15 protein-coding genes and 1 pseudogene are annotated in these 20,391 nt (G+C 70.0%); 6 read left to right on the top strand and 10 right to left on the bottom strand.

Translation table 11 applies throughout. The features are described from left to right. Position 1: 1 nt before the first annotated feature. The 10 genes and pseudogenes from ACH4TG_RS09390 to ACH4TG_RS09435 form a co-directional block, all read right to left on the bottom strand. The gene (locus tag ACH4TG_RS09390) at positions 2–1,909 is read right to left on the bottom strand and encodes a TIM-barrel domain-containing protein (protein ID WP_398241571.1); all 1,908 of its coding nucleotides are present in this window, start codon (positions 1,907–1,909) and stop codon (positions 2–4) included. 186 nt (positions 1,910–2,095) lie between these two features. Continuing rightward, the gene (locus ACH4TG_RS09395; protein ID WP_398241692.1) at positions 2,096–2,857 is read right to left on the bottom strand and encodes a carbohydrate ABC transporter permease; all 762 of its coding nucleotides are present in this window, start codon (positions 2,855–2,857) and stop codon (positions 2,096–2,098) included. Between the two features lie 113 nt (positions 2,858–2,970). Then, on the bottom strand, positions 2,971–3,942 hold the full coding sequence (locus ACH4TG_RS09400) for a carbohydrate ABC transporter permease (RefSeq protein WP_398241572.1): 972 nt from the start codon (positions 3,940–3,942) through the stop codon (positions 2,971–2,973). 13 nt (positions 3,943–3,955) lie between these two features. After that, a complete protein-coding gene (locus ACH4TG_RS09405) occupies positions 3,956–5,146 on the bottom strand; it encodes an extracellular solute-binding protein (protein ID WP_398241573.1) in 1,191 nt (396 codons plus the stop codon). Between the two features lie 181 nt (positions 5,147–5,327). Then, the gene (locus ACH4TG_RS09410) at positions 5,328–6,371 is read right to left on the bottom strand and encodes a LacI family DNA-binding transcriptional regulator (RefSeq protein ID WP_398241574.1); all 1,044 of its coding nucleotides are present in this window, start codon (positions 6,369–6,371) and stop codon (positions 5,328–5,330) included. A gap of 483 nt (positions 6,372–6,854) precedes the next feature. Beyond that, positions 6,855–8,012, bottom strand: a complete 1,158-nt coding sequence (locus ACH4TG_RS09415) for a sugar ABC transporter permease (protein WP_398241575.1) — start codon at positions 8,010–8,012, stop codon at positions 6,855–6,857. An 89-nt stretch (positions 8,013–8,101) separates the two neighbouring features. Then, complete coding sequence (locus tag ACH4TG_RS09420) at positions 8,102–8,881, bottom strand: ATP-binding cassette domain-containing protein (protein ID WP_398241576.1); 780 nt, start codon at positions 8,879–8,881, stop codon at positions 8,102–8,104. 79 nt (positions 8,882–8,960) lie between these two features. Beyond that, on the bottom strand, positions 8,961–10,061 hold the full coding sequence (locus ACH4TG_RS09425; protein WP_398241577.1) for a sugar ABC transporter substrate-binding protein: 1,101 nt from the start codon (positions 10,059–10,061) through the stop codon (positions 8,961–8,963). Continuing rightward, positions 10,058–11,779 (bottom strand): annotated as a pseudogene (locus ACH4TG_RS09430) (SpoIIE family protein phosphatase); the annotation flags it as partial. The pseudogene ACH4TG_RS09430 and the gene ACH4TG_RS09425, both read right to left, overlap by 4 nt. A gap of 537 nt (positions 11,780–12,316) precedes the next feature. Further along, positions 12,317–13,243 (bottom strand): aldo/keto reductase, encoded by a 927-nt coding sequence (locus tag ACH4TG_RS09435; RefSeq protein WP_398241578.1) that lies wholly within the window; start codon positions 13,241–13,243, stop codon positions 12,317–12,319. Between the two features lie 57 nt (positions 13,244–13,300). Here ACH4TG_RS09435 and ACH4TG_RS09440 point away from each other — a divergent pair, with 57 nt between their 5' ends. The 6 genes from ACH4TG_RS09440 to ACH4TG_RS09465 all read left to right on the top strand — a co-directional run bounded on the left by ACH4TG_RS09440 (position 13,301) and on the right by ACH4TG_RS09465 (position 20,391). Further along, on the top strand, positions 13,301–13,681 hold the full coding sequence (locus ACH4TG_RS09440; RefSeq protein ID WP_398241579.1) for an ABC transporter permease: 381 nt from the start codon (positions 13,301–13,303) through the stop codon (positions 13,679–13,681). Further along, entirely contained in the window at positions 13,678–14,673 is a 996-nt protein-coding gene (locus ACH4TG_RS09445; RefSeq protein ID WP_398241580.1) for an ABC transporter ATP-binding protein, read from the top strand. Before ACH4TG_RS09440 ends, ACH4TG_RS09445 begins: the two co-directional genes overlap by 4 nt. Beyond that, a complete protein-coding gene (locus ACH4TG_RS09450; protein WP_398241581.1) occupies positions 14,670–15,734 on the top strand; it encodes an ABC transporter ATP-binding protein in 1,065 nt (354 codons plus the stop codon). Before ACH4TG_RS09445 ends, ACH4TG_RS09450 begins: the two co-directional genes overlap by 4 nt. 560 nt (positions 15,735–16,294) lie before the next feature. After that, positions 16,295–17,107, top strand: a complete 813-nt coding sequence (locus tag ACH4TG_RS09455; protein ID WP_398241582.1) for a hypothetical protein — start codon at positions 16,295–16,297, stop codon at positions 17,105–17,107. Between the two features lie 504 nt (positions 17,108–17,611). Beyond that, positions 17,612–18,787: a Gfo/Idh/MocA family protein gene (locus tag ACH4TG_RS09460; protein ID WP_398241583.1), complete on the top strand. Its 1,176-nt coding sequence runs from the start codon at positions 17,612–17,614 to the stop codon at positions 18,785–18,787. A 275-nt stretch (positions 18,788–19,062) separates the two neighbouring features. After that, a complete protein-coding gene (locus tag ACH4TG_RS09465) occupies positions 19,063–20,391 on the top strand; it encodes an ABC transporter substrate-binding protein (RefSeq protein WP_398241584.1) in 1,329 nt (442 codons plus the stop codon).

Below are 20,391 nucleotides of genomic sequence, written 5' to 3' on the forward strand. Positions count from 1 at the left end.
GTCAGTCCTCCCTGAGAGGGTTGAAGGGTTCTGCCCCGTCCCGCAAGAAGATCGGGACGGAGTCGAACGGAGCGGGCACCGTCGTCCAGGTGCCGCCGCGGTGAACGACGCCGGTGGCATGGTCGGTCCAGTCGGCGCCGGCCGGCAGGTAGACCCGGCGCTCGCGCGCTCCAGGCCGGATGACCGGGGCCACCAGCAGGTCCCGGCCGCACAGGAACTGGTCGTCAAGGTCCCAGGCGTTCGGGTCGTCGGGGAATTCGAGCAGCAGCGGGCGCAGCAGCGGCAACCCCACGGCCCGCCCCGCCTCCAACTGCCGGTGCAGATACGGCCGCAGGCGCTCGCGCAGCTGGAGGCCGGTGGTCATCGCCTGCTCGGCACGCTCGCCGTAGGACCAGATCTCGTTGGGGCCGCCGCCGGTACCGATCGGGCCCTGGAACTGGCGCGGTTCGCGATGGCCGTGCAGCCGCAGCAGCGGGCAGAACACGGCGAACTGGAACCAGCGGACCATCAGTTCGCGGTAGTCCTCGTCGCCGGGGTCGCCGCCGTGGAAGCCTCCGATGTCAGTGGTCCACCACGGGATACCGCTCATGGCGACGTTCAGCCCGGCGCGGATCGAATCGGCCAGCGCCTCGAAGGTCGCCGGGATGTCACCGGACCACAGCGCGGTCCCGTACCGCTGCGAGCCCGACCACGCGGACCTGACCAGCGACAGCACTTCCGTCTCGCCCTGCTCCGTGAGGTGCTCGTAGACGCCCCGTGCGTGCTCGCGCGGGTAGAGGTTGGCCACCTGCGAGCCCGGGCCCGCGGCGTAACTGAGGTTGTGGGGGTGGCCGGGGAGCATCTCCGGTTCGCAGGCGTCCAGCCAGAAGGCGCGGATGCCGAGCTTGTAGTACTGCTCCTGCAACCGTGCCCACACCGCAGCGCGGGCGCCTGGGGCGGTCGCGTCGTAGAAGGCCACGCCTATGCCCCCGGGCGCGTCGTCAATGTCGGGCCAGTCGGCGTGCACGGTCGCGCCGTTGTACGTCGCCACCAGATGCCCGGCGTCGCGCAGTTCGGCATAAGCGGTCGACAAGGGGCTGACCGACGGCCACACCGAGACCGCCAGTTCCACCCCGAGCGAGCGCAGTTCGTCCACCATCCCGCGCGGGTCGGGCCAGTGATCTGGGTCGAAGTGCCAATCACCGAGGTGGCGCCAGTGAAGGTAGTCGATAACGATCACGGACAAGGGCAGCCCGCGCCGGGCGTACTCACGTGCCACGTCGAGGACTTCGGCCTGGTCGCGGTAGCGCAGTTTGCTCTGCCACAGCCCGGATGCCCAGCGCGGGAAGGCGGGAGCGTGGCCGGTCGCGTCGGCGTAGTTGGCCAGGATGTCGGCGGGGGTGCGGCCGGCAGTGACCCAGTAGTCCAGTTGCGCAGCCCGGTCGGCAACCCACCGGGTTCCGTTGGCGGCGAACTCCACCCGCCCGACCGCGGGACTGTTCCACAGGAAGCCGTAGCCGCGGCTGGAGACGGCGAACGGTACGGTCACCTCGCCATTGCGCTGCTGGAGCTCCAGCACGGTGCCCTTCTGGTCGAACCGGCCGTGCCCGTGCTGGCCCAGCCCATGGATACGCTCCCCGTCGTAGGCCGCGAACCGCTGCTCGATCCGGTAGGTGCCGCCGCCCGCCGCCTCGAAATGCCGGGCTCCCGGCCACCAGAAGTGCGGCGGCTCCTCTCGCAGCAGTTCCTCGCCGGTATCCGTGCGCACGGCCGTGACCAGGCCGTCGCGAGCCGCAACGGAGACGCGGAGCAATCCGTTGGTCACTGTCGCGCGGTCGGCGTGGATGGCGATGTCGCATGCGGCGGGGCCGGGGGGCAGTTCCAGCGCGCCGGGCAACCCCTCGGCGATGCCGTGCATGGCCGCTCGCACACGGATGCTGTCAAGACCCCACGGCTCGATCTGGAGCACATGGTGGCCATGTCGCCACTGGAGTCGGTTCGGGGTGCGAGTGAACGCGGGAGACAAGGTGGTTCTCCTCAATGGTGCCGAGATGGAGCGAGATGCACGGGTGGACGTGACCCCGCGGTGAGCGGCGGCGATCCGCCACGAGCCCGGTCAGTCCTTGACGGCGCCGCTGGTGACGCCGGCCGCGACGTACCGCTGGGCGACGACCAGTAGGACTGCCGCCGGCAGAGACGCGATGATTCCGGTGGCCATCACGCTGTTCCAGTCGCTGAGATGAGCGCCGATGAACCGGTAGATGCCGACGGTGACCGGGGCCCGGTCGTCCCGCGTGGTAAGGGTCACCGCGAACAAGAAGTCCGCCCAGGCGAACAGGAACGAGAACAAGCTCGCGGTGACCACCGCGTTCCGGCTCACCGGCAGGATCACCGACAGCAGCGTCCGCATCCGGCCCGCCCCGTCGAGCACCGCCGCCTCACTCAGCTCGACGGGCACCGCGCGCATAGCGGTCTGCAGGATGAGTGTGGCGAAGGGCAGACACAAGGTGGAGTCCGCCAGGATCAGCGCGATCGGCGAGTCGAGCAGGCGAAGGTGGTTGGCCGCGGTGTAGAAGGAGTTGGCCATCACCACGCCCGGAATCATCTGGGCGACCAGTAGGGCGAAGGTGAGTGTCCGGCTCCCGGGAGCCCGCAGCCGTGCCATGCCGTACGCCGCCGGGACCGCGACCAGCAGGACCAGCACCACGGTGCCGGCCGACACCACCATGCTCACCAGCAGGTGACCCCCCTGGCTGGACAGTGCGTTGCGGTAGCCCCGCAGCGTGCCGTGCACCGGGATCCACGTGGGCGAACTCTTGACCAGGTCGGTCGATGGCAGCAGGGAAGCGTTGAGCATCCAGTACAGCGGGAAGAGCATCACGGCCAGGATGAGCACCGCGATCAGGGTGTGCACGACCGTGGGGACTCGAAGGCCCCTGCCACGGGCAGGTGCGATGGCCGCCGGACTCGGTGGCCGGGGGGTGACGACGCTCATCGTGCGGTCCTCCTCTGCTCGCGGGTGCTGCGGAGGTAGAGCAGTGCGAAGACCACCGCGACCACGATCAGCAGATTGCCCACCGCTGCCCCCCGGCCGAACTCCAACTGCTGGAAAGACAGGTTGTAGGCGAAGGTGGTGAGTGTCTGCGAGGAGCCCGCGGGACCGCCCTGGGTGAGGATCATGATCACGTCGAAGACCTTGACCGTGTAGATCAGGCCGAGCGTGAGTACCACCGCCGTGACCGGACGCAGCAATGGCAGGGTGATGTACCGGAACCGCCGCCAGGCGCCCGCGCCGTCCAGCGCCGCTGCCTCGTAGAGCTCGCCGGGGATGCTCTGCAGCCCGCCGTAGAGGATCACCATGTTGAACGGGATGCCGACCCAGATGTTCACCAGCGTCACGGCGATCAGCGAGTCGTGGGTACTGGCCAGCCACGGAACGGGGTGGCCGACCAGGTGCAGGTGCAGCAGGACGTGATTGAGTACCCCGGAGTCGGTGTCCAGGATCCACCGCCAGGCGGTGCCGGACACCACCAGCGGCAGCAGCCACGGCACCAGCAGCAGCGACCGCAGGGGACCGCTCAGCGGGAAGCGCCGGTTGAAGTACACCGCGAGCGCGAGCCCGGCGCAGAACTGAAAGACCAGCGACCCGGCGGTGAACAGCACGGTGTTGAGCACGGTTTGGCTGAAGTGGCTGTCGTGCACGACGGCCCGGTAGTTGTTCCAGCCGACATACGGTGCCACCCCGGTGTAGAAAGAGGACACCGTGTAGTTCTGGAACCCCATCCGGACGTTGCTCGCCAGCGGGTACAGGTAGAAGGCCAGCACGTACAACCAGGCCGGCGCGGTGAAGGCCAGTGCGGCCCAGGGGGCCTTCTCGCGGATGCGGCTTCGTCGTCCGTCCGGCGCGGCATCCGGACCACGCGTTGCCGGACGGAACGCGGCACTGCGGAGGATGGTGGACATCGGGGGTTCCGCCTCAGTTCTGCGTCGTGCGCTGGGCCTGCGCCAGAGCGGACTGCGGGCTGGCGCTGCCGGCCAGAGCGGCCTGGATGGCGTCGGCGAGGGCCTGGCTGACCTTGGGGTAGGCGGCGCCGAGTTCGGTGGTACGGGCCTGGGCGGTGGCGATCTCCTGGACGAAGGCGGCCATCTGCGGCTGGCTCGCGGCGAGCTGCGCCGCGGCCTCCTGGTTGCTGGGGATGTAGCCGGCGTCCTTGGACCACTGGGCGCTCTTGTCCTTGCTGAGCAGGCACTTGACCACGGCTACCGCCTTGGCCTCACGTCCCGGGTTGCTGCGCCCGACCGTCCATACCTCGCCACCCAGAGGTGTCACCGGCTTCGCTGACGCGTCCGGGACGGGTATGGGCACGATGCCGAAGTGCAGTCCCTTCTTGGCGTTCAGTGTCGGGAGCTGCCACGGACCGTTGATCATCATGGCCGCGTTGCCGGCCATGAACTGGTCGTTGACGTCTGCCTGCGTCCAGGTGACCACCGACTTCGAGGCGTGGCCGGAGGAGACGAGGTCCTTCCACAGCGACAGGGCCTGGACGGCCTGCGGCGAGTCCAGCTTCTTCAGGTCCGCCCCCGCCGTCCAGAAGAACGGCTCGAACTGGAAGCTGCCCTCCTCGTTGCCGACTGCACTGAAGGCCAAGCCGTAGCGGGAACCCTGAGTCAGCTTCGCGGCGTCGGTGGTCAACTCCTGCCAGGTCTTTGGCGGCGTGAGCCCAGCCTTGGCGAAGAGGTCGGTGTTGTAGTAGAGCGCGAGTCCGTTGACGCCCGGCGCGATGCCGTATGTCTGCCCCTGGTATTGGCCGGCCTGCGCTATGGACGGGTACAGGCCGTCGGTACTCAGCCCCGCCTTGGACAGCGACGCCAATCCCCCGGTGGCGGCCAGCTGCTGCAGGTCCGGGTTGTCGATGAGGGCCAGGTCGGGCAGCGAGCGGGCGGAGGCCTGCTGGAGCAGCTTGGGCAGGAACTGCGTGCGCGGCACCTGCTGGTGCTTGATCTTCACACCCACCTGGGTGCCGCACGCGTCGAGAACGGAGGGCAGCTGGGTGTTCTGCGGGGCGGCGTCGTAGTAGTCGATCTCCGTCAGAGTGCCCGAGGCGGAGCCAGACCCGCCGGAGCCGGAGCCCGTGCCGCAGGCGGCAAGGGTCAGGGCCCCGGCCACGGCAAGGGCAGCCAGGGTGCTGGATCTGACCGGTGAGCGGTATGAACGGAGAAGACCCTTGGTGCGGCTCATGACATGCCTTTCACGTGTGGTGCAGAAGCTGGGCGGTTCAGAAGTTGAAGATTCATCGAATTGATTCGACAATGGGCCACGAAGCGGCAGTCGCCAATGGCTCTCGGCGCTACCGCTGGGAGTTCTTCGCGCGGTCCTGAACGGTGTCGCGTCGCGGACCCGTGCTGGCGCGGACCTTTAAGGCGGGGGCCAGCAGCGTCACGGCCGGCAGGTCCTCCCCTTCGATCCGGCGGGCCAGCAGGCCCACCGCCACCCGGGCGAGTTCCTCGGCGGGCAGTGACACCGAGGTCAGCGGCGGGGTGCACCGCTCCGCCTCGTCGTCCGGGCAGATGGCGATCAGGGAGATGTCGCCGGGTACGCGCGCCCCGAGTCCGGAGAGCCGATCCACCACCATGGGCAGCACGCGCTCGTTGTAAACGATCAGCGCGGTCAAGTCCGGTTCGAGAGCCAGCAGGCTGTCCAGGGCGCGGACGACCCCGCCGGGTGTGGGCTCACAGGCCGCCCACACCCCGCGCTGGCCGCGGTCCGCGAGCGCGGAGAGTACGGCCTCGCGCTCGCGGACCGCGTAGGCGACGTCCCTGCCGAACGCCTCCGGTGCCTGCCCGAGATAGCCGACCGTGGTATGCCCGAGATCGCGCAGGTGCTCGGCGCAAGCCCGGCCGGCCCACTCGAAGTCGAAGTCCACTCGGGGAAGCTCGTGCGGGTCGTCCGGGGTACCGACGACGACCACAGGGCAACCGAGTTCCGTCAGCAGCGGAATGCGCGGGTCGCTCCGCTGCACCTCCATCAGCATCACACCGTCGACGAGTGCTCCCCCGACTACGTCACGGATCGCAGCCTCGCCGTCGTCGTCGGTGAGCATCAGGATCTTCAGGCCACTGTTCTGGGCCGCGGACAGAGCCGCCCACACGTAGGGCATCTGCACCTGGTTGTGCGGGCCGTAGACCATGGGTAGTGCCATGGCGATCACGCCGGTGCGACGGGTCCGGATTGACTGGGCACCCAGATGCGGGCGAAAGCCCAGTGCCTTGATGCTCTCCTCGACCCGCCGAGCGGTCTTCGTGGAGATGCTCCGCTTACCGCTGAGCACGTACGAGACCGTACTGCGGGACACACCCGCATGCTTGGCGACGTCCGCGATGGTGACCGGCATGACCCAGCTCCGCTGTTGAATCAGTTCGACGCACGGAAGCTAGCACGGCGTTAATTCGCCCACAAGGGTCGTGACACGGGATCTGGCGACCCGCGCCCGCTCACGCCGGACGATGATGCGCGGGCCGGCGGGGTGCCCGGCCAGGTCGACCATGCCGGTCCGTTCTGCCCCCTCAGCGCCCGCCCGCAAGGTCCCATCTTGTTCCAGGGCGGGGTGCCAGAACCGGCCAGCCCACGGAGACCGCCGAGGGCATCCCCTGGCTCCTGTTGGACAAGTCCTCCTGCGTCGCCGGTGCCATCCTCAATCGACGGCGGCTTCCAGGCCAAGTAACAACCACGCAACGCCAACCCACCCCACCCGGAGCAACGCAAGGGCCCGCGACCACGCGCGCCGGGCTCGACTGCTGGTTTCTCCCAGCCGCGGAAGTAGGTCGATGGGTCTGCTTGATCCACGCTGCGTGGACCCACGAGTCCGCACCCTCCCTCAGGCCCGGCCGCGGGCCTGCTGGGCGCGCCGCAGCAGCGAGTCGACGATCACGGCCACCGCGAGTACCCCGCCGGTGATCATGAACTGGAGAGGCAGCCCGGTGCCCAGCAGCGCCAGGCCGGAGGCGATCGACTGGATGACCAGCACGCCGAGCAGCGCCGACCAGATGGTGCCGTGCCCGCCGAACAGGCTGGTGCCGCCGAGCACGGCGGCGGCGACGGCATTGATCAGCGTCTGCCCGTTGTCCGAGATCTGTGTCGCGGAGACGAACCGCGAGGTCACGAAGAGCCCGCCGACGGCGGCCAGGGTCCCCGAGACGATGAACACCGAGATCCGCGACCGGTACACGTTGACTCCGGCGCGTCGGGACGCCTCCACCCCGCCGCCCAGCGCGATGACCGCCCGCCCGTACAGCGTGTGGTGCAGGACGAAGTCGAGACCCGCGACGACGAGCAGGAAGATCAGGAGTGCCAGCGGCAGGCCCTGGAACCGGTTCAGCTCCCAGGCGGCGGCGAACGAGATCACCGCGAGGAAGGCGACCCGCACCCAGATCGCGCTGAGCGTCTGGCACGGCACTCCAGCGATCTTGCGGCGGCGGGCGCGCCGGAAGGCGGTCAGAAGGTACACGGCGACACCGAGCGCGGCCAGGCCGTATCCAGCCCACGCGTCCTGGAAGTAGCGGCTGGTGAGCGAGGCGACGATGCCGTGGTCGCTGATGTCGATGGTGCCGTTGGGGTTCAGCAGGAGCGTCAGGCCGATCGCGGCCAGCAGGCCCGCGAGCGTGATGGCGAACGCGGGCGCACCTGTTCTGGCGAAGAGAAACCCCTGGAGGGCGCCGGCCGCCGTGCCGGTGAGCACCCCCAGGATGACGGCCAGCCACTCCGGCACCCCGTTGTTGACGTTCAGCGCGGCGAACGCGGTGCCCGAGAGCCCGCTGAGCGAGCCGATCGACAGGTCGATCTCACCGATCACCAGCACGAAGATCAGGCCGGCGGCGATCAGTCCCGTGCCGACCATGTCCACGCTGATGCCCGACAGGTTGCGCGGCGAGAGGAAGTTCCCGTTGAGGCTCTGGAAGATCAGCCAAGTGACGCCGAGGCCGAGCACGGCCGGGAGCGCCCTCCGCTCGCCGGGGCGCAGGAGGCGCCAGGCCACTTCGGCATGTTCCCTGGTCAGCTGCGCTCTGCCGAGCGTTCCACCGGTCTGCCGGGCGGGTGGCGTCTCGTCCTGCCGCTTCCCGCCGCTCACGGCCAGGCCTCGTCCGGGTTCGTCGTACGCTGGGTCACCGCGTTGTCCGAGGCGCCGATCACGGCGGAGGTGATCTGTTCCTGAGGTGTGGTGTTCACATCGAAGACGCCGTTGTTGCGGCCGAGGCGCAGTACCGCGACCTGGTCCGCGATCGCCTTGATGTCACCCATGTTGTGGCTGATCAGCAGGACGCCGAGACCGCTGTCGCGCAGTTCCTCGATCAGGTCGAGGAGCCGGTTGGCCTGATCGACGCCCAGCGACGCCGTGGGCTCGTCGAGTACCAGCAGCTTGGGGCTGCCGAGCAGCGAGCGGGCGATCGCGACGATCTGCCGCTGGCCTCCGGGCAGGGACGCCACCGGGGCACGTTCGTCGAGGCCGCCGATGGACAGGCTGCTCAGCAGTTCGCGGGTGCGGCGTTCCATCTCGACGTCGTCGATGACGCCGGCGTGGTGGATCTCGCGGCCCAGGAAGAGGTTGCCGGTGACGTCGAGATTGCCGCACAGCGCGAGGTCCTGGTAGACGGTGGCGATCCCCAGGGACTGGGCGTCGTACGGGCGCCTGATCTGGACGTCGCGGCCCTGCCATGCGACGGTGCCCTGGTCAGCGGGGGTGACTCCCGAGATCACCTTGACGAGGGCCGACTTTCCGGAGGCGTTGTCGCCCACCAGGGCGACGACCTCGCCGGCGCGGATCTCCAGTTCCACGTCGACGAGGGCCCGGATGGCGCCGAAGCGCTTGCAGATACCGCGCATGGCCAGCAGGGGCTGGACGGGCACGGGACTCACCTCCCCAGCGGTCGGAACGGTCACGTGTTGTCCTGTACGAGCGGGTGCCCTCAGCCGCCCGCACGGAACCTCACCGGGTGAGCCCGACCTTGGCGCAGGCCGCCCAGAGGTTCGGGGCACAGATCTGTTCGACCGTGTACACGCCGTCCTTGACCAGCGTGTTCTTGATGGTGCCGGCGGTCACCGAGACCGGCGAGAGGAGGACGGCCGGGATGTTCTTGTCGGTGGAGTTGTCGACCGTGGTGCGGGCGATCTTGTCGAGGCTCTGGCCGCGTCCGAGAGCGACGGCCATGTCGACGGCGGTCCGCGACTCGAGCTTGAACGATTTGTAGACGGTCATGAGCTGCTCGCCGGTGACGAGTCGCTGTACGCCGGGAAGGTCGGCGTCCTGGCCGGTGATCGGGGGCAGTGGGGAGATCCGGGCGGCTTTGAGCGCCTTGATGATGCCGGTGGCGAGGTTGTCGTTGGCGGACAGTACGCCGTCGATGCCGTTCGGGCCCAGCGCGGCGATGGCGCTGGTCATGTTGTCGTAGGCATTCGACTGCTGCCAGTCGACGGTGTTGTACGACCTGCCGATCTTCGCCTTGCCTTTGAGGACGGACAGCGCGCCCCGCTTGTAGTCGCGCGCGTTCGGGTCGGTCGTGGAGCCGTTCATCATCACGATGTGGTTGCCACGGCCACGGTCGGCCATGGCTTTCAGCAGTGCCTCGCCCTGGAGCCGGCCGACCTGGATGCCGTCGTAGCTGACGTACCCCGAGATCGGGCCGTCGGCGAGCCGGTCGTACGCGACGACCGGGATGCCGGCGCGATGGGCCTGAATGACGGACGAACGCACCGAATGGGCGTCGACCGCGGTGAGGATCACCACCCGGACGCCACCGGTGATCATGGCGTCGAACTGCTGCTGCTGTGTCGCGGGGTCGTCCTTTGCCAGAGCGATCTTTATCCGGCAATCCGGGCACTGCTGCTTGATCCCCTGCTCGAGCAGGGGCTGGTCGAAGTTGCCGAAGCGGCCGAAGCCCCCGGCGGGGAGCAGCACGCCGACGGTGAAGTTGTCCTTGCCGCCGCTTCCGTCCCCGCCTGCACCTGCGCTGGCGCCGCAGGCACCGAGCACCAGGGCCGCGGTCACGGCCGCCGCGGCGAGTGCCGTGGTGCGGGCATGGATCCTCACGGTGAAGCCTCCCTTTCCGGCCCTTGTGCCGTCGGCTCGTGCGGCGGCACGGCGACCTCGCTCCACACCTGCTTGCCGCCGCTGACGGGGACGGTGCCCCAGGCGCCGGACACCGCCTCCACGAGAAGAAGACCCCGCCCTCCGGTCGACTCCCAGTCCGTGGCGACCGGCTTGGCGGGCGCGCGCGGCGACGAGTCGCTGACGGCGATACGCAGCTGGCCACCGGCGAGGGTGAGGTCGAGACGCACTGGACCCTGCGTGTGCATCAGGGCGTTGGTGACCAGTTCGGAGATGACCAGGAGGGCGGCGTCCGCAAGATCCTCGACGTCCGCCAGCTGCCATGAGCGCAAGGTGCGCAGGGTGAACCGGCGCGCGTGCATGACGGCGTCGGGCAGCCGCCACGCCACGAAGCCGGCCCGTACGGGTTGTACCTTCATCCCGTCGTAGCGCAGGAGCAGCAGCGCCACGTCATCGGCGGGCGGTCCGCGCTCGCTGATCAGGTCGTCGGCGATCCTCTCGATGTCGGACGGGTCGGCGGCGCCGAGCACCTCGCGCACCTGGCGCAGCCCGTCTTCCATGTGCAGCCGCGCGGACTCGACCAGACCGTCCGTGAGTAGCGCGAGGACCGTACCGGGGGCCAGCGCGACCGTGGTCATGGGGAACTCGGAGTCCGCCAGCACCCCCAGCGGCGGCCCGCAGTCGACGGTCACCTCCTGCGTGCTGCCGTCCGGGAGCCGCAGCAACGGCGGCGGGTGCCCGGCACAGACGAACAGGGCGTCGCCCTCTTCCAGGTCCAGGTCGACGTAGCAGCAGGTGGCGAACAGGTCGGTCTCCATGCCGACGAGCAGCCGGTTCGCGTGGGAGACCGCGACGTCTGGCGGGTGGCCCTCGGCGGCGTACGCCCGTATCGCGGTACGCATCTGGCCCATGATCGCCGCGGCGGCCGCGCTGTGGCCCTGGACGTCGCCGATCACCAGCACCACATGGTTCTCGGAGAGCAGGATGACGTCGTACCAGTCGCCACCCACCTGAAGCCCCTGCATCGCGGGCAGGTAGCGGGCGGCGGCCGCTCCGCCGGGCAGCGCCGGCAGCCGCTGGGGCAGCAGGGTGCGCTGCAGCATGGCGGCGAGTTCGTGCTCAGCGTCGTACGCGGCGGCGCGCAGCAACGCCTGGCCGACTAGATCGGCAGCCCGGACCAGCAGGGACCGCTCCTCGGAGTCGAACGTGTGCGGCCGGTCCCAACCGACCATGCACACGCCGACGCCTCGACTTTCCGCCGGAAGGGGCAGTACGGCCAGGCCGCCGGGGCCGATGCCGGCGAGGGCGGGTTCGAGGGCCGATGTGTCGGACCACAGCCGCGGGGTGCCGGAGCGCAACGCGGCCCGCAGCGTGGGCATGCTCCGGAGTGGTGGATCGGGCCACTCGGAACGCCATTCGGCACGCCACGCCTCGGGCCAGGCGACGGCCTGCGGCGGGTGCATCGCGGTGACCACCAACCGGTCGCTCTCCAGGCGGCCCAATGCCACCCGATCGGCACCCAGGGGCCCCCGCAGAGCGGCGACAACGAGACGGCCGACGTCCTGTACGGTCTGTGCCTGGGCCAGCGCAGACGAAAGCCGCCGCGCCGCGGACGCCTGCTCGCCGCCGGCTGCCGGCGCGGATACGCGAAACCTCCCGAGCCCGTTGTCACCCCGCATAATCTCCTCCGATCTCCCGTCCGTAAGGGATGATCGGGGGGGCGGGGGTCAAGAGAGCAGGCTGGCCGGCTGATGCTCACAGCATCAGACTCGCACATCTGGCATGACCTGCAACTTTCCGCCCGCCGGAGCCGGCCCGCCTCCTGCGGGCGTGCGGCTCGCGCAGCGGGCTGCCGGGAGCGGTCACGGCCTTCGCTATGGCCTCCGGATGTCCCCCGTCCTGTCGATGGTGGTCACCAACCCCGGCCGCATCCAGGGAGGCAACCGCTTCGAGGTGGCGGCGGTAAGCGCCTGGAGGGCGGGGCCGGGCGCTGTGCGGCGCGCCAGTCCGGGGCAGCTCGTGGGGGCAGGCGGCGTGGCACCTGATGGAGCGCACCGCTGTCCCCGGCCGCATCGCCGACCACACCCCTACGACTGCAACCACGTCGGCCGGATCGGCAGCGACGCAGGGGTCCCCCCTTCAAGGGGCCCAACGCCACCGGCATCCACCCGGTGGATGTGAGTAGTCAGCGGCCCGCATGCAGCAGGACAGGGGCCGACACGGGAGCTTCCGGGATGTCACGGGGCGTCGAGGTGGTCCCACAAGCGCGCAGGAACCTCGGTGGTCATCCACGCGCAGTCGGCCTGGGCTTCCAGCGGCGTGCGGACGCCCGCGACGACGCAGGCGGCAGCGGGGTCCCGCAACGGGAATCGCATGGCTGCGTGGGGCAGTGTGGTGCCGTGCTCGCGGCAGATCGCTGCCAGCCGGCGGGCGTGGGCCAGGACGTCCGCAGAGGCAGGGCCGTAGTCGAAGTAGGCGTCGTTGGGGGGCCAGGCGCGGGAGAGCAGGCCGGAGTTGAAGGGTGCGGCGGCGACGACCGAGACGCCGCGCTGCCGGCAGGCGGCCAGCAGCGGCGCGCCGGTGCGGTCTGCGAGGGTCCAGCGGCCGGCGAGCATGACGACGTCGACGTCGGTCTCGGTGACGACGCGCAGAAGCGGCTGCCAGAAGTTCATGCCGACGCCGATCGCGCCGATGACGCCCTGGTCCCGCAGTGCGATCAGCGCGGGGATCGCCTCCGTGACGGCCTGGTCGAGGTGCTCTTCCGGGTCGTGCACGTAGAGGATGTCGACGCGGTCCAGGCCGAGCCTGGTGAGGCTCGCGTCCAGGCTGCGCCGCACGCCGTCCCGGGAGTAGTCGTGCACGCGGGTCAGTTCGTCCGTCACGTCGAAGCCGCCGGCGGCCAGGTCCGAACCGGTGGGCGCGTGGTTGGGCAGCAGCAGGCGGCCGACCTTGGTGGATACGACGTAGTCGTCGCGGGGGCGGTCCGCCAGGGCTGCGCCGAGGCGCCGTTCGGAGAGTCCGAGGCCGTAGTGCGGTGCGGTGTCGAAGTAGCGCACCCCGCCGTCGTAGGCGGCGTCCACCGCGCCTCGCGCGGTCTCGTCGTCAACCCGGGTGTAGAGGTTGCCCAGGGAGGCGGCACCGAAGCCGAACTCGGTGACGTGCACTCGAGTCCGGCCGATCTGACGGCGCATCATGAGGCACCGAGCCGGTACCAGGAGGGGGTGGTCCGCGCAGTGGTCCTCTCACTGAGCGAGCGCGGCTTCGTCCAGGCCGCCCGGATGCTCGGCACCGCGCCGGTGCGCATCCTGCGCCGCGAGATCGTGCCGCACATCGCCCCCGCCGCGCTCACCTTCGCCTTCACTGCGACCACGGTCGCCATCGTGGCCGAGGGCTCACTCAGCTTCCTCGGTTTCGGCCTGCGCCCGCCCGCACCCTCCTGGGGCGGCATCATCGCCGAGGGCCGCACCAACCTCGGCAGCGCGCCGTGGATCTCGCTCGCCCCGGCCGCCGTGCTCTGCCTCACCGTCCTCGCCCTCAACTACCTGGGCGAACAGCTCCGTTCGCCCGGTCGGCCAGCCCCGTGGAAGGGAGCCGCCAGGTGACCGCCCCCGTCCTGGAGATCCGCTCGCTCGACACCATCCTGCACACCCCGGACGGCCGCCGGCTGCACATCCTTCGCGACGTCAGTCTCACCATCGCGGCCGGCGAATGCCTCGGCGTGGTCGGCGAATCGGGCTCCGGCAAGTCCGTGCTCGCCCGGACCGTCCTCGGCGTGCACCCGCGCACCACCCGCACCGAGTCCACCGGCGCCGTGCTGCTCGACGGTGAGGACCTGCTCGCCGCCGCTCCCCGCCGCCGCGCGGCACTCCTGGGCACCGGCATCGCCATGGTCCACCAGGACCCGATGACCTCGCTCAATCCCGTGGTCCGGATCGCCGACCAAGTCACGGAGGCGATCACCAACCGGCGGAGGCTCAGCCGCCGGGCCCGCCTGCGGACCGCCGCCGGGTTGCTCGCTGCCGTGGACGTGCCCGACCCGGACCGCCGCGCCCGCGCCTACCCCCATGAGCTCTCCGGCGGCCTGCGCCAGCGCGTCGGCATCGCTGCCGCGTTGGCCGGGGATCCGCGCCTGCTGCTCGCCGACGAACCCACCACCGCGCTCGACGTCACCGTCCAGCGCACCGTCCTCGACCTGCTCGACCAGCACCGCCACAACCGCGGCCTCGCCACCCTGCTGATCACCCACGACATCGGCCTGCTCTACGGGCGGGCCGCCCGGATCGCCGTCATGTACGGCGGCCGGATCGTCGAGAGCGGCGCCACCGAGGCCGTCACCCGCCGGCCCGCCCACCCGTACACCGCCGCGCTGCTGCAGTCCGTGCCGCGCGTCACCGGCCCGCTGCGCCGCACCCTGCCCGCCATTCCCGGCTCGCCGCCCGACCCCGCCGACCCGGCCGCGGGCTGCCCGTTCACACCGCGCTGCGCAGCCGCCCGCACCGTCTGCGCCACCAAGACACCGCCCGTCCACCATCCCGGACCCGGGCGGACGGTCCGCTGCCACTTCCCGCTCGACACCCTGGAGAGCGCCGCATGACCGCCGCCCCCAACCTCCCCGCCCCCGACAGCCCGGCCGCCCACCTGCCTGCCGCCGCGCCCGTGACCGCCGCGCCCGTCGGCCCCGCCCCGGCGACGGGCACCCACGCCCTCGGCGTGCCCGTCCTCGAAGCCACCGGCCTCACCGTCGTGCACCGCACCCGGTCCGGCCCGCTGCACGCCGTCAGCGGAGTCGATCTGACGCTGCGTCAGCGCCATACTCTCGCGCTGGTCGGCGAGTCCGGCTCCGGTAAGAGCAGCATCGCCCAGGCCCTGCTGCGGCTGCCCGCGCCCACCGCCGGCACGGTCCGGCTGGACGGCACCGACCTCGCCACGCTGACCCCCCGCGCCCTGCGCGCCGTCCGGCCCCGCCTCCAGATGGTGTTCCAGGACCCGCTCTCCTCCCTCAATCCGCACCGCCGGGTCCGCGACCTCGTCGCCGAGCCCCTCGACGCCCACCCCCGGCCCGACCAGGACCGCCAGGCCGCGGTGATCCGGCACCTGGAGGCGGTCGGCCTGCCGGCCGCCGTCTTCGCCGACCGCCGGCCCAGCCAGCTCTCCGGCGGCCAGGCCCAGCGGGTCGCCCTCGCCCGGGCCCTCGCCGCCGAGCCCCGGGTGCTGATCGCCGACGAGGCCGTCTCCGCACTCGACGTCTCCGCCCAGGCCACCGTCCTCAACCTGCTCCGCGAACTGACCGAGGAACGCGGGCTGGCCGGACTGTTCATCTCCCACGACCTCGGCGTGGTGCGGGCAGACAGCGACGAGGTGGCCGTGCTACAACTCGGCCGGATCTGCGAACAGGGGCCCACCGAAGAAGTGCTGGCCGGCCCGGCCCACCCGTACACCGCCGCACTGCTCGCCGCCGTCCCCGAACCCGGCAGACCGCTCGGCGATTCCGGACTGCTCCCGGCCGACCCGCCCTCGCCGCTCGACCCCCCGTCCGGCTGCCGGTTCCGCACCCGATGCCCGCTCGCGGACGGCCACTGCACCGCCGAGACGCCGCAGTTGCGCGAGGTGGCCCCGGGCCGAACGGTCGCCTGCCACCACCCGCTGCTCACCTGACAAGTTCCCAGTGGTGGCGACCCGGGCCCGGTCCTCCCGAGTGGCGGGTGCGGCCAGGCCCGGTCCAAAGCCGCTCGCCGCCCGCCGAGGCGATGATCCGATGTTCTAGGCCGGCGGGGTCGCACAGAATCGGCCCCAGGCAGTCGTCGGTGAAGCGCACCGCGCTCATAGGGCAGGTCGGCCCAAAAGGCAGGGCGGTCGTCGTGCAGCGTCGTCATGAGTGATCGTCGTCGTCGGTCGGTGAGTGGTGCCAATGCAGATGGCGTTTGGGGTGGCGGAACCGGCAAAGAACCTTGATCCGCCGCACGTTGCTGCTGAGCACCACGAATAGGAAGGCCCGGCAGCGAACCCGGCCGTTGCGGACCCCAACCGGCCCGCGCGGACGGGGCGCTCAGCGCGGAATCACCCAGCCCGGTACCCAGGTCCCAGGGGCGTCGTGGCCGGTTGTCGTGGCGGCGAGGTGGATGCGGAGGGTGGCCATCCCACCCTGCCACGCCCTGCCTGCGACGGCCGGGCACCAAGACGTCTGACGCACGTGTTCCTCCCCCACGCCGCCTGCCGTGGACACCGGGCCGCAGCACTTCCGCCGGCCGGTACGATGGCGGCCGACCGCGGACTGGAACGTGCTGCAGGTCACGGACATGACGGCCTACCGGTGGCTGCGGTACGTCGGCCCCTCCGGCGGCCGGGCGCAGACCGGGGAGGTGCAGTTCCTGACCGCCCCGGCGAGTGCGCTGCAGGTATCGGTGCGAGCGCCCGCGAGCATGGACTTCACCGGCGGCAACACCGTGACCGCCGTCATCACCAACGGCGGCAGCGAGCGGATCAGCGGCGTGCGACCGCGGTTGAGCGTGGCGTCGGTGAACGACACCACGGCGCTGAGCTCCCACCTCCTGTCCGGGCCTGTCAATCTGGCCCCAGGACGGCAGGCGATCGTGCGCTGGCGGGTCTCGCTGCCACTGGCCGCGACAGTGGGCGGGTACCGTGTGCAGGTCGACGCCGCCGTACCGGGCTCGCCCGGCGCACGGGCGACCGCCACGACCCAGGTCGACGGCCCATCGGTGGACGCCGTACCAGGCCCGGTACGGCTTGCCCCGGGCGGCGCCGGGCAGCCGGTGAGCACCGCGATGCAGCTCACCAATCATTGGTCCAGACCAATCGTGGTGCAGTGGCGGAACGCCTCGCCTGACTACGTCGGAAGCGGAGTCCTGGAGCCGGGCCGGGTGACCGTCCCGCCGCATGCCACCGTCACCGCCCAGGTCATCGTGCGGCCGATCACCGCCGGCCCGCTCCAGGTACCGCTCACCGTCACCGACGTGACCGGCGCCGAGGCGGTCCGCTGGGACGTCCAACTCCCGATCGTCCAGGGCTGACCTCCGCCGATGCCGTGCGGCCGCCCCGATCAGGCGGCGGCCGCGCCGGGCTGCCCGCGCGGCACATGCGGCTGCTCGGCGTGACTGCTCGGCATGGAGCTGACCTTCAGTCAGCCGTGCGCAGCATGAGCGCGCTGGCGGCCAGGCGCGGGTCGGAGTCCGCGAGGTCCGGCGGCGCGGGCGCGATCGCAGGCGCCGGATGTCACGCCTGGACGAGCCGAAGGTGGCCGGGCCGGCCCCTGACAATTCTCGGGCCCCGCCCCACAGCGCCGGCGGCGCCGAGGAGCCGAAGGACTCCGCTACCGCCTGCTGCACGCAGCAGTCCACCTCGCCTGATGGCCGCCGCTCTCATGATCATCGTCTTTATCTTTTTGCGACGACATTCCATCTGAGAAGTAGCCTTCACCGGCAGCAAGGGCTAGACATCTCAGAACGGGCGACAACGCCGAGGCGCAGCACCGCCGGAACGGACCGCAAAGCCGTTCGCAATAAGAGGAATGTGAAATGAACGATCTCAGGCTCGGTGTCATCGGCCTGGGCGTACGCAGCGACCTCGTCGATCTTGCGCATCGGCCTGGGTCCGGGTCTCGCGTGGTCGCCTGCTGCGACAGGGATCCGGATCGCCTGGCAGGGCAGGCTCGCCATCGTTTCGGTGCCGATGCCCTCGCCGTGACCGACCATCGCGCTCTCCTACGGTCGGACCTCGACGGCGTGTTCGTCCTGACTCCCGACTTCACCCACGAGGCGATCGGCCTGGACTTCCTGCGGGCCGGCGTCCCGGTGTTCTTGGACAAGCCGCTCGCCATCACCACCGCGGGCTGCGATCTTCTGCTGGCCGCCGCCCGGGAACACGGGACGCCGCTGTACGTCGGCCACAACATGCGCCACATGCCGGTCATCACCGCCATGCGCCAGGTCATCACGGAAGGGCACATCGGCGAGGTAAAGGCGGTCTGGTGCCGTCACTTCGTCGGCCACGGCGGGGACTTCTTCTTCAAGGACTGGCACGCCGACCGGCGCAACACCACGAGTCTCCTGCTGCAGAAAGGGGCGCACGATATCGATGTCATCCACTGGCTCGCCGGTGGGTACTCCCGCCGCGTGAACGCCATGGGCGGCCTCGTGGTCTACGGGGACGTCAACTCCCGCCGGGAGCGGACCGGGGAACGGATGACGGACTGGCTCGCCCCGGAGGAGAACTGGCCGCCTCTGAGCCTGCGCGGCCTCAACCCGGTTGTCGATGTCGAGGACCTGAGCATGATGCAGATGCAACTGGACAACGGTGTGTTCGCGAGTTATGAACAGTGCCACTTCACCCCCGACTACTGGCGCAACTACACGGTGATCGGAACAGAGGGGCGGCTGGAGAACTTCGGCGACGCCGAGGGAGCGGTCGTCAAAGTGTGGAACCACCGCTCGGACTACCGAGCGGACGCCGACATCACCGTTCCCATCACCGCACAGCATGGCACCCACGGCGGGGCGGACCCTCTGCTGGTCCAGGAGTTCCTGTCGTTCATCACCAAGCACGGGGCGACCGTCACCTCACCCGTAGCGGCCCGTGAGGCGGTCGCCGCGGGATACGCGGCAACCGAATCATTGCGCAGCGGGGGGCAGTTGGTGGAGATTTCGCCGCCCGATCCGGACTTGGTGGCGTACTTCGACGGAGGCCAGTCCTGACGGGGACCCGGCTGACGTTCACCTGGCGTCACTGATCCACTCTGCACAGACAGTACGTCCGGGTGGCCGGGATCCCACTTCATGGTCGGCGGCGCGGCGCAGGTGCCCGAGCAGTGGCGCTCACGTCTCACGCTCAGCATGCGCCGAGCTTGCGCACAGCACGACTTCGCTGCGTCGGTCGCATCAACACACACGGCGAGCGTTGACACTTTCGACGCATTGCACTTATTGTCCCAATACGGGAGATTTCGCTAGGAATGCCACGGTGTGATTTCATGAGAAAGCTGAAACGGCCCACGCGGAAGTCGGTTCTGTGGGTGACGGCGGGCTGCTGTCTGGCCGTGCTCAGCGGATGCGCAGCAGGGGCATCCGCCGGGTCAGCGGCGTCAGCGGCCTCAACGGGCAAGAACGACAAGGTCACGCTGACCTTTCTGACGTTCGAGACGCCCAACCTGACGTCGACCGTCTGGAACCAGGAAATCGCCCGGGCATCCGCCAAGGTGCCCGGCGTCACCATCAAGAAGCTGGTGGCTCCGTCCGTTGACCGCACGGCGTACGCGAAACAGCTCGCGGCCACCGGTCAGCTCCCGGACCTCATGATCGGAGTCTCACCGGACGGCTTCGCCCAGGCAGGCCAGCTAGCTCCCTGGCCGGACGCACAGCTGAAGAACTATGTCGACCCGCACGCCAACCAGATCGGCGGAAAGGAATACCAGCTCCCCTTCAACACCCAGCCCACCCCGCTCGTCTACTACAACAAGAACGACTTCGCCAAGGCCGGCATCGCCGGCGCACCAAAGACCTACTCGGCACTGCTCGCGGACTGCGCGAAGCTCAAAGCGAAGGGCATTACCCCCTTCGTCGTGGGCGGCGGCGGCAAGGACACCTGGGCGGACATGTACCCGCTCATCGCCACTGTGGGCACGGACGTCTATGCCAAGCAGGCCGACTGGCTGGCGAAGCGGACCGCCGGCGACGTGAAGTTCACCGACAAGAACTTCACCGGAGCGGCGGCCAAGGTTTCCAGCCTCGCGAAGAACGGCGACATCGACAAGGCGGGGCTGTCCCGCTCCTACGCCCAGACCGAGCAGGCATTCCGCGAGAACAAGGGAGCCATGTACCCGATGGGATCGTGGTTCGCCGCTTCCGCGGACGCCAAGAAGCCTCCGTTCGGCGTCGGTGTGTTCCCCTGGCCGTCCGACAGCGGCTCGCTGGTGATGCCCGCGTACACCGGCGGCGGCATGTCGGTGTCCTCCAAAGCCCCAGACATCGCCCTGGCGCAGAAGTGGGCCAAGGCGTTCATGGAGGACAAGCAGAACCTCGACACGTCGGTGAGGACGGACGGGTCGATCATCGCGATCAAGGGTTACCGTCCGCCGGCCGGGATAGGGCCCGTGTACAAGGACACCTTTGCCCTCTACGAGAACGCCCTCAAGAAGCACGACATCGTCAATGCGTTCTCCATCGAGACAGGTGACAACGCGCTCCCACCGGGAGTCGCCGACCAGGCGGCCCTCGGCGTCCAGGATCTGATCACCGGCCACAAGAGCCCGGCCCAGTTCTCCTCGTTCCTCGACGCTGAGTGGGCCAAAGCCACTCAGTAG

This window comes from Streptomyces sp. NPDC020917, from assembly GCF_044333795.1.
Classification (GTDB): Bacteria; Actinomycetota; Actinomycetes; order Streptomycetales; family Streptomycetaceae; genus Actinacidiphila.

Coding starts and splice junctions, on each gene's coding strand:
- ACH4TG_RS09395 (WP_398241692.1), bottom strand. CDS start 2,857: ATGCTCTTCCCGCTGTACTGGATGCTCAACGCTTCCCTGCTGCCATCG.
- ACH4TG_RS09400 (WP_398241572.1), bottom strand. CDS start 3,942: ATGTCCACCATCCTCCGCAGTGCCGCGTTCCGTCCGGCAACGCGTGGT.
- ACH4TG_RS09410 (WP_398241574.1), bottom strand. CDS start 6,371: ATGCCGGTCACCATCGCGGACGTCGCCAAGCATGCGGGTGTGTCCCGC.
- ACH4TG_RS09450 (WP_398241581.1), top strand. CDS start 14,670: ATGACCGCCGCCCCCAACCTCCCCGCCCCCGACAGCCCGGCCGCCCAC.
- ACH4TG_RS09460 (WP_398241583.1), top strand. CDS start 17,612: ATGAACGATCTCAGGCTCGGTGTCATCGGCCTGGGCGTACGCAGCGAC.
- ACH4TG_RS09465 (WP_398241584.1), top strand. CDS start 19,063: ATGAGAAAGCTGAAACGGCCCACGCGGAAGTCGGTTCTGTGGGTGACG.